14 protein-coding genes are annotated in these 12,227 nt (G+C 62.0%); 10 read left to right on the forward strand and 4 right to left on the reverse strand.

Annotated elements, in window-relative coordinates; genetic code table 11:
• A partial coding sequence (locus B0G73_RS41000) for a hypothetical protein (RefSeq protein ID WP_219907326.1) occupies positions 1-288 on the forward strand: 288 nt, incomplete at its 5' end.
• A 51-nt stretch (positions 289-339) separates the two neighbouring features.
• Here the strand turns inward: B0G73_RS41000 and B0G73_RS37195 are convergent.
• Both B0G73_RS37195 and B0G73_RS37200 read right to left on the reverse strand, forming a co-directional pair.
• Positions 340-1,608, reverse strand: coding sequence for an SGNH/GDSL hydrolase family protein (locus B0G73_RS37195; RefSeq protein ID WP_106286035.1), 1,269 nt, complete (start codon positions 1,606-1,608; stop codon positions 340-342).
• An 89-nt stretch (positions 1,609-1,697) separates the two neighbouring features.
• Complete coding sequence (locus B0G73_RS37200; protein ID WP_106286036.1) at positions 1,698-3,320, reverse strand: NAD(P)/FAD-dependent oxidoreductase; 1,623 nt, start codon at positions 3,318-3,320, stop codon at positions 1,698-1,700.
• Between the two features lie 216 nt (positions 3,321-3,536).
• Between B0G73_RS37200 and paaA the strand changes: the two genes are divergently transcribed.
• From paaA to B0G73_RS37240, 8 genes are all read left to right on the forward strand, one after another.
• The gene (paaA, locus tag B0G73_RS37205; protein ID WP_106286037.1) at positions 3,537-4,535 is read left to right on the forward strand and encodes a 1,2-phenylacetyl-CoA epoxidase subunit PaaA; all 999 of its coding nucleotides are present in this window, start codon (positions 3,537-3,539) and stop codon (positions 4,533-4,535) included.
• A 39-nt stretch (positions 4,536-4,574) separates the two neighbouring features.
• Positions 4,575-4,859, forward strand: a complete 285-nt coding sequence (gene paaB / locus B0G73_RS37210; RefSeq protein WP_007179854.1) for a 1,2-phenylacetyl-CoA epoxidase subunit PaaB — start codon at positions 4,575-4,577, stop codon at positions 4,857-4,859.
• Positions 4,860-4,867: 8 nt separating this feature from the next.
• The gene (gene paaC / locus B0G73_RS37215; protein ID WP_106286038.1) at positions 4,868-5,671 is read left to right on the forward strand and encodes a 1,2-phenylacetyl-CoA epoxidase subunit PaaC; all 804 of its coding nucleotides are present in this window, start codon (positions 4,868-4,870) and stop codon (positions 5,669-5,671) included.
• Between the two features lie 7 nt (positions 5,672-5,678).
• On the forward strand, positions 5,679-6,230 hold the full coding sequence (gene paaD, locus B0G73_RS37220; protein WP_106286039.1) for a 1,2-phenylacetyl-CoA epoxidase subunit PaaD: 552 nt from the start codon (positions 5,679-5,681) through the stop codon (positions 6,228-6,230).
• Position 6,231: 1 nt separating this feature from the next.
• Entirely contained in the window at positions 6,232-7,320 is a 1,089-nt protein-coding gene (gene paaE, locus B0G73_RS37225; RefSeq protein ID WP_106286040.1) for a 1,2-phenylacetyl-CoA epoxidase subunit PaaE, read from the forward strand.
• 147 nt (positions 7,321-7,467) lie between these two features.
• A complete protein-coding gene (locus tag B0G73_RS37230) occupies positions 7,468-8,280 on the forward strand; it encodes a DUF1835 domain-containing protein (RefSeq protein ID WP_106286041.1) in 813 nt (270 codons plus the stop codon).
• Between the two features lie 14 nt (positions 8,281-8,294).
• Positions 8,295-8,903, forward strand: coding sequence for a TetR/AcrR family transcriptional regulator (locus tag B0G73_RS37235; RefSeq protein WP_106286042.1), 609 nt, complete (start codon positions 8,295-8,297; stop codon positions 8,901-8,903).
• 242 nt (positions 8,904-9,145) lie between these two features.
• Positions 9,146-9,814: a GNAT family N-acetyltransferase gene (locus B0G73_RS37240; RefSeq protein WP_106286043.1), complete on the forward strand. Its 669-nt coding sequence runs from the start codon at positions 9,146-9,148 to the stop codon at positions 9,812-9,814.
• A 75-nt stretch (positions 9,815-9,889) separates the two neighbouring features.
• On the opposite strand, the gene B0G73_RS37245 is transcribed toward B0G73_RS37240, so the two are convergent.
• Complete coding sequence (locus B0G73_RS37245; protein ID WP_106286044.1) at positions 9,890-10,387, reverse strand: Lrp/AsnC family transcriptional regulator; 498 nt, start codon at positions 10,385-10,387, stop codon at positions 9,890-9,892.
• Positions 10,388-10,542: 155 nt separating this feature from the next.
• On the opposite strand from B0G73_RS37245, the gene hppD reads away from it, so the two are divergent.
• Positions 10,543-11,640, forward strand: coding sequence for a 4-hydroxyphenylpyruvate dioxygenase (hppD, locus tag B0G73_RS37250; protein ID WP_106286045.1), 1,098 nt, complete (start codon positions 10,543-10,545; stop codon positions 11,638-11,640).
• A gap of 171 nt (positions 11,641-11,811) precedes the next feature.
• On the opposite strand, the gene B0G73_RS37255 is transcribed toward hppD, so the two are convergent.
• Entirely contained in the window at positions 11,812-12,012 is a 201-nt protein-coding gene (locus B0G73_RS37255) for a hypothetical protein (RefSeq protein ID WP_106286046.1), read from the reverse strand.
• Positions 12,013-12,227: the final 215 nt, after the last annotated feature.

Genomic DNA, 12,227 nt, shown 5'->3' on the forward strand with positions numbered 1-12,227 from the left:
AAGGGCCCGCCGGCGCGTCGCGCATCAAGCGCCCACACTTATCGGCTGTTAATTTTTAAAGATCGATTACGCATTCACCACCGAACCCGCACCGCAGGTCGTCAACATCACAACCACCCGGCACCGCTTCGTTCTGCGTCGCTGCATCAGCAGCAGAGAAACGAGATTATGAAGGCTCTTTTTCGTTTCGTCAACAACATTTTTTCGCTTTCGCTTAAAACCCTGTTGACGCTACGGCCGCTGGTTTCTGCCGCAGCCCTCGTTCTGCAACGAGGAGGCGAATCTTAGGTGAACTTCGGCCATATAACAAGGGTTTGACCGAAATCTTTTTTTGGCGGCTCATTTGTGGGTTGAATTCACCACCGCGTCGATCGGAACCACGTCGGCCATCGCGGCATAGCCCGCGTCGCTTGGATGGATGTGATCGCCACTGTCGAAGTTGCGCCGCAGACGATCCGGCTGCGCCGGATCACGCAGCGCGGCGTCGAAGTCCACCACGCCGTCGAAGGCATGGCTCGTCCGAATCCACTGGTTGACGGCGAGCCGCATGCTTTCTCTCTGCGGCGGAAGCGACGCCGGCGTCAGCGTCGCACCGAACAGCTTCACGCCGGCGTGCCGGGCTGCGGTGATCAGCCGCTGGTATCCGGCAATCAGATCGGCGGCCGTCACCGACGTGTGCGGAAAATCGCAATCGAGACCATTACGCGGCGGCATGGCCGCGAAGTTGATGTCATTGATGCCGATCAGCAGAATCGCCGTCTTGACGCCCGGGCGCCCGAGCACGTCGTGCTCGAAGCGCGTCGCGAGCGCGTCGCCGTAGCAAGGGGAGTCGCTCAGCAGACGGTTGCCGCTGATCCCCAGATTGACAATCGCGGTCGACCGGTCGCCGCTAGCGGCAAACCGGCGCGCCAACGCATCCGGCCAGCGGCGATTCTGGTTCAGGCTGGAGCGCATGCCGTCTGTGATCGAATCGCCGATCGCGGCAACGGCGGCCGATGCAGGCGCCGCGTCCACCGACAACCCGGTTACCCAAACATATTGTGTGAATCGGCCGCGAAACGCTTCCGCGGAGGCATCCGCCGTGTGATTACCCGGTGCCGAAACGTAGTTCACCTGGTTCGACACACGATGCCAAGCCACGATATGCTGCTCAGCCCCCATAAATGCGCTGACGGCATAGGGCGCACCTTCGGCGATATCGATCGCGACCGGGTCACTGTCCAACTCGCCACCCGGCGGAATCGAGACCGCACTCTTGCCGCTGAACGTCACGCGCGCCTCACCATTACCAGCCGCCGCGCCACCCGCAGAACGCGCGATCCGCAGGTCTTCGATGACGAGCGGCGTTTTGCCATACCGATTGCTGAGATGAACCCGCGCGGACTTTCCGGACAGCGTCGGATAAACGATCTGACGCACAGTGCGCCCGGCTACTTCCGGTGCGCGATACAGTGGCGGCAGGTCCGCCCGCTGAGGAATAGGTTGCAGCGCAGTCGCCCATGCGGTGACCCAATGTGCCGGGGCGTCGGCTGCGAAAACGGTCTGGGAAACGGCAAATTGGGCAAACAGCGCCGCGCTGCATGCGGCGGCCAGGGTGCGAATGGTCATTCGGGTGGTCGGTTCAAGGCGAAACGTGCATTGTGCCCGATCGCTCCAGCCGTCGCGGGTCTCCGCGACGGCATTCGCGCGCGGCCGACTCAGGCCGTCTGCGCTCCGGCCATCTTCAACGCGAGCGCTTCGGCCACTTCGATACCGTCGATGGCAGCCGAGTAGATCCCGCCGGCGTAGCCCGCTCCTTCGCCGGCCGGATACAGGCCTTCGACGTTCATGCTCTGATAGTCGTCCCGCCGCCGCACCCGAATCGGCGACGACGTTCTCGTCTCGACGCCTGTCAGCACGGCGTCGTGCATCGCGAACCCGGCGATCTTCTTGTCCATCTCCGGCAAGGCTTCGCGAATGGCCTCGATCACATAGTCGGGGAGCGCCGTGCTGAGATCGGTCGGATGCACGCCGGGCTTGTAGGACGGCACCACCGAACCCAGCGACGTGGACGGCCGGCCGGCGATAAAGTCGCCGACCAGCTGGCCCGGCGCCATATAGTTGCCGCCACCCAGCTCGAAAGCCCGTTCTTCCCATTTGCGCTGAAAAGCGATTCCGGCGAGCGGGCCGCCCGGATAGTCGTCCGGCGTGATGCCAACCACGATCCCCGCGTTGGCATTCCGCTCCGCCCGCGAATACTGGCTCATGCCGTTGGTCACCACGCGGCCCGGTTCGGAGGTCGCCGCCACCACGGTGCCGCCCGGGCACATGCAGAAACTGTAGACGGCGCGCCCGTTGCTGCAGTGATGCACCACCTTATAGTCGGCGGCACCAAGCTGCTTGTGACCGGCAAACTTGCCGAAACGGCTGCGGTCGATCAAACCCTGCGGATGTTCAATGCGGAAACCGAGTGAAAACGGCTTCGCCTCAATGTAGACGCCGCGGTCGTTCAGCATCTGGAAGGTGTCGCGCGCGCTATGCCCGACCGCCAGCACCACATGCTCGCAGCGCAGCGTCTCGCCGGTCGACAGCTTCAGCGCCCGCACCTTGCCCTGATCGATCTCGATATCGTCGACGCGGGTTTCGAAACGCACCTCGCCGCCCAGCTCGTGGATGGTCGCGCGCATTTTTTCAACCATGCTCACCAGCCGGAACGTGCCGATATGCGGCCGGCTCAGAAACAGAATGTCTTCCGGCGCGCCAGCCCTCACGAATTCGTCGAGCACCTTGCGGCCGTAATGCTTCGGATCCTTGATCTGGCTGTACAGCTTGCCGTCCGAGAAAGTGCCCGCGCCGCCTTCGCCGAACTGCACATTCGATTCGGGATTGAGCACCGACTTACGCCACAAGCCGAAGGTATCCTTGGTGCGCTCGCGCACGGCCTTGCCGCGCTCGAGGATGATTGGCCGGAAACCCATTTGCGCCAGAATCAACCCGGCAAACAGGCCGCACGGCCCCATGCCGATCACGACCGGGCGCAGCGCGGTCATCTGCGCCGGCGCTTGGGCGACGAACCGGTAGGCCATATCTGGCGTCACGCCGCAATGTGGCACGTCGGCGAGCCGCTTGAGCGCCGCCGCTTCATCCGTCACCTCGGCATCGACGATGTAGGTGAGCTTGATGTCGGCGCGCTTGCGCGCATCGTGCGCGCGACGAAACACGGTGTATCGGATGAGCCCGTCCGCGGCCACGCCGAGTTCCGCGAGGCGCGCACGCACGGCGGCTTCGAGGGCGCTCTCGGGATGATCGAGCGGGAGTTTGATTTCGCTTAAACGTAACATGAGTACCGGGGGATGCAGGAAGGCCGCAAATCGCGGCCAATTCGCAATTTTATAGGTTTAGTGTGGGGGCGGGGCGCCGGCGCAGACGAAACGCCTTGCTAACGAATCTCTTCCCTGCCCATCGGCCCGATCGACTCATCTCAAAAAATTTATTAACCGACCGGTCGGTTGGCTTATACTGTGCGCACACAGACAACTTCCGCAGAGAGCGTCCCCATGTACACGCAATCCCTGGATATTCCCGGCAATGTCGCCCCGCTAGACGTGGGCGCAGACTCGTCCGAGCAGATGCGGTTCGACGCAGTCATGGCCGCCGACGGCAAGATCGAAGCTCAGGACTGGATGCCTGAGGCCTACCGCAAGACGCTAGTTCGGCAAATCTCGCAGCACGCGCATTCGGAAATCGTCGGCATGCTGCCGGAAGGCAATTGGATCACGCGCGCGCCCAGCCTGAAGCGCAAGGCGATTCTGCTTGCCAAAGTGCAGGACGAGGCCGGCCACGGCCTCTATCTATATAGCGCGGCGGAAACGCTCGGTGTGTCGCGCGATCAGCTGATCGCCGCGCTGCACTCGGGCAAAGCCAAATATTCGAGCATTTTCAATTACCCGACACCCACATGGGCGGACGTCGGCGTGATCGGCTGGCTGGTGGACGGCGCGGCGATCATGAACCAGATTCCGCTGTGCCGTTGCACGTATGGCCCGTACGCGCGCGCCATGATCCGCATCTGCAAGGAAGAGTCGTTCCACCAACGGCAGGGTTTCGACGCCCTCATGTCGATGATGGCCGGCACCGAAGCACAGCGCGAACTGGTCCAGCAGGCGGTGAACCGCTGGTGGTGGCCGGTGCTGATGATGTTCGGCCCGAGCGACAAGGATTCGATCCACAGCAACCAGTCGTCGAAATGGGGCATCAAGCGCATTTCGAACGACGATCTGCGTCAGAAATTCGTCGACGCCACCGTCGACCAGGCCAAGGTGCTCGGCGTCACGCTGCCCGATCCGGACCTGAAATGGAACGAAGCGCGCGGCCATCACGACTACGGCGACATCGACTGGGAAGAATTTTGGCGCGTGGTGAATGGCGACGGCCCGTGCAACCGCGAGCGTCTCGCCACCCGCGTCAAAGCCCACGACGACGGCGCCTGGGTCCGCGAAGCCGCCCTCGCCCACGCCGAAAAACAGCGCCAGCGCGCTCAACAGCACGCCGCTTAAAGCGCGCCGCATGCCGGACACAGAATCAGGAGATCTGCAATGAACAAGGAATGGCCGATTTGGGAAGTCTTCGTGCGCAGCAAGCAGGGACTCGACCACAAACACTGCGGCAGCCTGCACGCCGCCGACGCGCCGATGGCGCTGCGCATGGCGCGCGACGTCTACACGCGCCGCCAGGAAGGCGTGAGCATCTGGGTGGTGCCGTCGTCGGCGATTACGGCGTCCGCGCCGGAAGACAAGGCGGAGCTGTTCGAACCGGCGGGCGACAAGATCTACCGCCACCCGACGTTCTACACGCTCCCCGACGAAGTCAACCACATGTAAGCGCGGCCATGACCATCACGCCCCAACATCTTCAGTACGTGCTGCGCCTCGCGGATACCGCGCTGATCCTCGGTCAGCGCAATACCGAATGGTGCGGCCACGGCCCGATCCTCGAAGAGGACATCGCGCTGTCGAACATGAGCCTCGACCTGATCGGCCAGGCGCGGTTGCTTTACACACACGCGGCGTCGCTCGAACAGCAGCTTACCGGCAAAAACCGCACGGAAGACGACTATGCATACTTTCGCGCCGAGCGCGAGTTTGCCAACTACACGCTCGCCGAGTTGCCGCATGTCGGCCCGCTGTCGGCCACCGCGAAAACCGAAAAGGATTACGCGGTCACGATCGTGCGCAACTTCCTCTACTCGACGCTGATGGCGCATCTCTGGACGGCGCTTACGGCGTCCACCGACGAGCAACTGGCGGCGATCGCATCGAAGTCGATCAAGGAAACCAGCTATCACGTGCACCACGCACGCGAGTGGCTGATCCGTTTCGGCGACGGCACCGAGGAATCGCATCGCCGCGCGCAAGCCGCGCTGGACTATCTGGTGCCGTACACGCGGGAGTTCTTTAGCACGGACGCCGTCGAGGAAGGCATTGCGGCAGCCGGCATCGGCCCGCTGACGTCGGACCTCGAAGCAGCGTGGCTCGACGACGTGCGCGCCACGCTCGACGAAGCCACCTTGACACTGCCCGAACCGGTCAAGCACATCACGACCGGCAAGCACGGCGAGCATTCCGAGCACATGGGTTTCGTGCTGGCCGAAATGCAGAGCCTCGCGCGTCAGCATCCCGGCGCCACCTGGTAATCCAACGATGACGACTTCGACGGCCCTCCGCACGACCGACATGACCGACGCCACACTTGAACGCGCATGGGCCGTGCTCGAAACGGTGCCCGATCCGGAGATTCCGGTGGTGTCGATTCGCGAACTCGGCATTTTGCGCGACGTGCGGCGCGCCGCCGACGGCACGCTCGAAGTCGTGATCACGCCGACCTACTCCGGTTGCCCGGCCATGTCGCAGATCGCCGAGGACGTCGCGCATGCGCTCGACGTGGCGGAACTCAAGCCTTATCGGATCGCCACGGTGCTCGCGCCGGCCTGGACGACCGACTGGATGACCGCCGAGGCGCGCGAAAAATTGCGCGCCTACGGCATCGCGCCGCCCACGGGCAATTGCGGTTCGCCCGTGCCCGTGCAGGAAAAAGTGATGCGCTTCGTGCCCCGCGCACTGCCCGCGCCGTCGTGCCCGCGTTGCGGCTCGGCGCACACCGAGCGGCTCGCACAATTTGGCTCGACCGCCTGCAAAGCCTTGTACCGCTGCCTCGACTGCCGCGAGCCCTTCGACTACTTCAAACCATACTGATATGGCCACTCCGCAATTTCACCCGCTGCGTATCCGCGAAGTACGACCCGAAACCGCCGATTCGGTTTCGGTCGCCTTCGAAGTCCCCGCCGAACTGCGCGACCACTATCGCTTCACGCAAGGCCAGTTCGTCACGCTGAAGACGCATATCGACGGTGAGGAAACGCGCCGTTCGTATTCGATCTGCGTCGGCGTCACCGATTACGACCGCGACGGCGAACTGCGCATCGGCATCAAGCGCGTACGCGGCGGGCGTTTCTCGAACTTTGCCTTCGATACGCTGCAGCCCGGCCACACGATCGACGTAATGACACCAGACGGGCGCTTCTTCACCCATCTGAACGCCGACCAGGGTCAGCAATATCTGGCGTTCTCAGGCGGTTCCGGCATCACGCCGGTGCTGGCCATCATCAAGACGACGCTCGAAGTCGAACCGCGCAGCACCTTCACGCTCGTGTACGGCAACCGTAGCGTCGATCAGATCATGTTCGCGGAAGAGCTCGAGGATCTGAAGAACCGCTTCATGAACCGCTTCGTCCTCTATCACGTGCTGTCCGACGATCTGCAGGACGTCGAGCTATTCAACGGCGTGCTCGATCAGGATAAGTGCGCGGCCTTCATCGAGAATCTGCTGCCGGCCGAGGCGATCGACGAAGCCTTCATTTGCGGCCCCGCTCCGATGATGGACGCCGCCGAAGCCGCGCTGAAAGCCGCCGGCGTGCCATCGGAAAAGGTGCACGTGGAGCGCTTCGGTTCGCCGCTGCCGCAAGCGGGCGTGCCGCCGGTCGAAATCACCGAAGACACGCCTGCTGCCGATCTGGAAATTGTACTCGACGGAAAGCGCCGCAAGCTGCGCCTGCCGTATCAGGGCGTGAGCGTGCTCGACGTCGGCCTGCGCGCCGGTCTCGCGCTGCCATATGCGTGCAAGGGCGGCGTCTGCTGCACCTGCCGCGCGAAGGTGCTGGAAGGCGAAGTGAAGATGGAAAAGAACTACACGCTCGAAGAACACGAAATCCGCGACGGTTTCGTGCTGACGTGCCAATGTCATCCGATCAGCGACCGCGTGGTGGTGAGCTACGACGAACGTTGAGCCGAATGCGGCGGACAAACCTGCTGCACGTCCGCCGCGCTTTGAGCAGGTCCGCGATCCGCTTACACTAGGGGCCGCTCGCGACCGGACACCTGTTCCGGTCGATGAGCGGCCCCTAGTGTTGTTAACCGCCCCACACCACTGCCGATGAGCACGATTCACCTCACCAATGGCGATGTCGCCGCCGAGTCACTGCGCACCGCGTTGCGGGATGCGGGCCGCGACGAGCGCGTGCACGCACTGCGCGACGATCTCGCGGTCGGCCCGCTGCGCGGCGTCGACGACGCGCCCGACGTGCGCGCGGACTTCTGGGATCGCGTGAGTGCCGACACGAAGCGCGATTTCCTTCGGGAATTCCGTGAGCAGGCCGCGGCGCTGGAGAATATCGCGCGCGGCGAAGCGAATCTGGTGGTCTGGCACGGCGAAAGCGCATCGGATCAATTGATGCTGCGCCGCGTCTGCTACCACTTGCGCAACAACCCGCAGCGCCTGAACGAAGTGCGTCTGTCGATTCGCGATCTCACCGATCCGGGCGCGTGGGCGCATAGCCGCAAAGACCGCGCGACGTCGGTCGGCATGTTTGCGCCGCCCGTGCTGCAATCCCGTCTGGCGGACGCCGCGCCGATCTCGGTACTGCGCATCAGCCGGCTCGCGCTCGAATGGCAGGAAGTCAAACACGCGAACGGCGAAACGCGGCGCTGGCGCGACAATACGTTCACGAGCGGCAGCTTCGCGGAGCTGGACGCGCTGATTTTCGAGCACGTCACTGAAGACTGGCAGCCCGCCGCGCGCGTCGCCGCCGAATTGATGACGGCCGAACTCGGTTTCCTGGTGAGCGACAGCATTGCGCTGTGGCGCTTCCGGGAACTGGCCGCAACCCGGCGCATCAAGCTGCGCGGCGACGCGAGCGGCTGGCGCACGCTCGAATTGTGCGCAGCGTTCGCACCCTGTCCACACTAATAGAACAGACGACTATGGCCCGCACCCGAGCGCCCGACCACGAAACTCAGCGCGAGCAGATTCTTGAACTCGCCGCGGCGAAGTTCGCCCAGACCAGCTATCCCAGCACCTCGATGGCCGACCTCGCCGCCGCGAGCGGCACTTCGAAAGCGCGCCTCTACCACTACTACGCGAGCAAGGAAGCGATCCTGTTCGATCTGCTGGACCGCTATACCAAGCGGCTCATGCTGATCATCGCGGAAGTGGAAGGCGCGAGTCAGCGGCGCGGCTTGTCGGAGCGGGAAACCTTCGCCGAGCTGATCCGGGCATTTCTGTCGGAGTATGAGACGTCGCATAGCCGGCACGTCGCGCTGTTGAACGACGTGAAGTATCTGGTCGATACCCAGCGCGAAGTGATTCTGAATCGCCAGCGTGACGTGGTGGCGGCTTTTGCGCGGCAGTTGGCGCGCGCCTATCCGGAGCGCGCCACGCGCGACAACCAGACCGCGCTCACCATGATGGTGTTCGGCATGATCAACTGGACCTTCACCTGGCTGAAGCCGGACGGCCGGCTGGGCTACCGTGAGTTCGCCGAACAGGTGGTCGGCATGGTTGACCACGGCTTGAGTTCAAATCAGGCCTGATTCCGCACTGCAGCAATATGCAGACGAAATAACGTGCCGGTGTGATCGATGTGCGACATCGTGTCACGAACGCTCGTATCATTTATTTACTCTTTAAAATCAAAAGCATAAAAATAGGGCGCAAACTTTTTAGGCACTCCCTTCAAATATTGATACGGGTTTTCCCTAGTGCGCAGTGTGTATCTCCGCTAAAATTGCTTTTGCGGTGCACCACGCCGCTCGACCAAAAGGAGAACCCGACCATGAACTTGACTACACCCCGCGCTGCTGAGCCGATCGTTGCGCATGATCGTTTGATGCAGCCAGCCGGTCGTGCGCCTGCTCTGGTCCGCGAACTCACCGCAGTCGACCGCGAACGCCTGCTTACCCACTTCCTCGCGCTCGACGAAGACGACCGGCTCCTGCGCTTCGGCCAGATCGTGCCGGACCACGTCATCGAAAACTATGTTCGTGCGATCGACTTCAAGCGCGACACCGTCTTCGGCGTCTTCAACAATCAATTGGAGTTGACCGGCGTCGGCCACCTGGCTTATCTGCCGGCCGAAGGCGACAAGCGCACGGCCGAGTTCGGCGTGTCCGTGCTGGAAAGCGTCCGCGGCCAAGGCATCGGCTCGAAGCTGTTCGAGCGCGCCGCCATTCGCAGCCGCAATACGCACGTCGGCATGCTGTACATGCACTGCCTGTCGCGCAATTCGACCATGATGCATATCGCGAAGAAGGCAGGCATGAAGATCGAATATGCCTACGGTGAGGCAGACGCGTACCTCACGCTGTCGCCGGCGGATCAATCGAGCATCATCACGGAAATGCTGCAGGAACAGGCTGCCGTGTTCGACTACGCGCTCAAGCGGCAAGCGTGTCGCACGTCGAAGCTGTTCGAGTCGTTCATGCCGACGGCTGTCGCAGCCTGAGAACACCAAGCTTCAGCAAGAACAGAGGGCGGCCACGTGGCCGCCCTTTTTGTTTGCACTCGCCCGCCGCCTACCTCACAAGATCGGCAGCGCGGTCGTCTCCTTAAACTTTTCCAGCGAGAAGCTCGATTTCACGTCGATTACCGACGGATGGTGCAGCAAGTGGTCCTGCACGAAGCGTGAAAAGTGCGCCATGTCCTTCACCTGGACGCGCAGCAGATAATCCATGTCGCCGGTCATTGCGTGACATGCCACCACTTCAGGCCACGTCTGCACCGCCGCGCGAAACAGATCCGCATGAGTGGCGTCGCCGCGCGAACTGAGCGCCGGACCGCCGCGCTTTTCCAGTCGCACATTCACATAGGCAAGCAAATCGAGCCCGAGCTGCTGTGCGTCGAGCAGCGCCACATAGCCTCGTATCACGCCGCTTTCTTCCAGCCGGCGGATACGCCGAAGACACGGACTGGGCGAAAGATTGATGCGCTCGGCGATCTCCTGATTCGACAGCCGGCCATTCTCCTGAAGAATCGCCAGAATTCGCCTGTCGATGGCGTCTATCTCTGTATTGGCCATTTTCTGCCGTCCATTCGAACTGTTGAGCTAGAAACTAGCGTCAGCGTATCGACGCACGATTAAGTTCGCAAGTTTTCGCCGCAGACAGGCCTTTACACTTGCGTCATTCAGTCGCGCAATGGCTCATTCGGCTCGCGCTCATCAGGAGACAGACAATGCAAGTTTCAACCTGGGAAAACCCGCTCGGCACCGACGGCTTCGAGTTCATCGAATACACCGCGCCGGATCCGAAGGCGCTCGGCAAGCTCTTCGAGCAGATGGGCTTCACCGCCGTTGCGCGGCATCGCCATAAAGATGTGACGCTGTATCGCCAAGGGGACATCAACTTCATCGTCAACGGCGAGCCGGATTCGTTCGCGCAACGCTTCACGCGCTTGCACGGCCCTTCGATCTGCGCGATTGCTTTCCGGGTTCAGGACGCCGCCAAGGCGTACAAGCAAGCAGTGGAAAAAGGCGCCTGGGGCTTCGACAACAAGACCGGCCCGATGGAACTGAACATTCCGGCGATCAAAGGCATTGGCGACTCGCTGATCTACTTCGTCGACCGCTGGCGCGGCAAGAACGGCGCAGAACCGAACAGCATCGGCAACATCGACATTTACGACGTGGACTTCGAACCCATTGCGGGCGCGAACCCGAACCCGGTCGGCCACGGCCTGACCTACATCGACCACCTGACACATAACGTGCATCGCGGCCGCATGCAGGAATGGGCGGAGTTCTACGAGCGTCTGTTCAACTTCCGCGAAGTGCGTTATTTCGACATCGAAGGCAAGGTGACGGGCGTGAAGTCGAAGGCGATGACCTCGCCGTGCGGCAAGATACGCATCCCGATCAACGAAGAAGGTTCGGAAACCGCCGGCCAGATTCAGGAATATCTCGACGCGTATCACGGCGAAGGCATTCAGCACATTGCCCTCGGCAGCAACGACATTTACCGCACGGTGGACGGCTTGCGCGCATCGAACATCTCGCTGCTCGACACGATCGACACGTATTACGAGCTGGTCGATCGCCGCGTGCCGAATCATGGCGAGCCGCTCGACGAGTTGCGCAAGCGCAAGATCCTGATCGACGGCGCGCCCGAAGATCTGCTGCTGCAGATTTTCACCGAAAATCAGATCGGCCCGATCTTCTTCGAGATCATTCAACGCAAGGGGAATCAGGGTTTCGGCGAGGGCAACTTCAAGGCACTCTTCGAATCGATCGAACTGGATCAGATTCGCCGTGGTGTGGTGCAAGACAAAGTCTGACAGCGTGCGCCGCTTTACTAGAGCGGATGCGTGATGCGTAGACCCAAATGAAAAGGGCGAAGATCTCACGATCTTCGCCCTTTTCGTTGGCGCCGTTGTCTCAAGCAAAACCTTTATGGCTTGACGCAACAACGGCGGGTTACTCAACCGACACACCGCATGCGCGGCGTATCACGAATTCTTGTCTTCCCCGTCGGACTCGATGGATCGCGTGACGCTGCTCATGGCAATACGTGCGGGCGCGACCTGCGCCGTACGGGTTACCGCGTTCGACAGCGCCCCTGCACTGCCCGAATTCGAGCGCACCGGCGCGCTCATGGCAAAAAATGCTGCCGAAACCATCAGGAAGGTCTGGATGTTTCTCGTGTTCATGCGTACTCCTTTTCTGACTGCCCTGTTGTCGTGAAGCTCCACCGAATGCGGAGCGTTGCGCGGACATTGCTCACAGGTGGGGGTTAGACAGGCATTTCGCGCACGGTTCCGCAGATTTGTAGTTTTTACAGCTTGTTACAGGCAGTCGCGAGAGCGGTGCGCGAGCGAACAGCGAGCCCGCGCGCCGACACTCGCGACAAAAGCGGAAGCCTCGT

The sequence above is a fragment of the Paraburkholderia sp. BL25I1N1 genome (assembly GCF_003002025.1).
Taxonomy (GTDB): Bacteria; Pseudomonadota; Gammaproteobacteria; order Burkholderiales; family Burkholderiaceae; genus Paraburkholderia.

Excerpts from the sequence above, each read along its gene's own strand:
- paaA (WP_106286037.1), top strand. The coding sequence starts at position 3,537 with ATGTACACGCAATCCCTGGATATTCCCGGCAATGTCGCCCCGCTAGAC.
- B0G73_RS37255 (WP_106286046.1), bottom strand. The coding sequence starts at position 12,012 with ATGAACACGAGAAACATCCAGACCTTCCTGATGGTTTCGGCAGCATTT.
- paaE (WP_106286040.1), top strand. The coding sequence starts at position 6,232 with ATGGCCACTCCGCAATTTCACCCGCTGCGTATCCGCGAAGTACGACCC.
- B0G73_RS37235 (WP_106286042.1), top strand. The coding sequence starts at position 8,295 with ATGGCCCGCACCCGAGCGCCCGACCACGAAACTCAGCGCGAGCAGATT.
- paaB (WP_007179854.1), top strand. The coding sequence starts at position 4,575 with ATGAACAAGGAATGGCCGATTTGGGAAGTCTTCGTGCGCAGCAAGCAG.
- B0G73_RS37200 (WP_106286036.1), bottom strand. The coding sequence starts at position 3,320 with ATGTTACGTTTAAGCGAAATCAAACTCCCGCTCGATCATCCCGAGAGC.
- B0G73_RS37240 (WP_106286043.1), top strand. The coding sequence starts at position 9,146 with ATGAACTTGACTACACCCCGCGCTGCTGAGCCGATCGTTGCGCATGAT.
- B0G73_RS37245 (WP_106286044.1), bottom strand. The coding sequence starts at position 10,387 with ATGGCCAATACAGAGATAGACGCCATCGACAGGCGAATTCTGGCGATT.
- B0G73_RS37230 (WP_106286041.1), top strand. The coding sequence starts at position 7,468 with ATGAGCACGATTCACCTCACCAATGGCGATGTCGCCGCCGAGTCACTG.
- paaC (WP_106286038.1), top strand. The coding sequence starts at position 4,868 with ATGACCATCACGCCCCAACATCTTCAGTACGTGCTGCGCCTCGCGGAT.
- B0G73_RS37195 (WP_106286035.1), bottom strand. The coding sequence starts at position 1,608 with ATGACCATTCGCACCCTGGCCGCCGCATGCAGCGCGGCGCTGTTTGCC.
- paaD (WP_106286039.1), top strand. The coding sequence starts at position 5,679 with ATGACGACTTCGACGGCCCTCCGCACGACCGACATGACCGACGCCACA.
- hppD (WP_106286045.1), top strand. The coding sequence starts at position 10,543 with ATGCAAGTTTCAACCTGGGAAAACCCGCTCGGCACCGACGGCTTCGAG.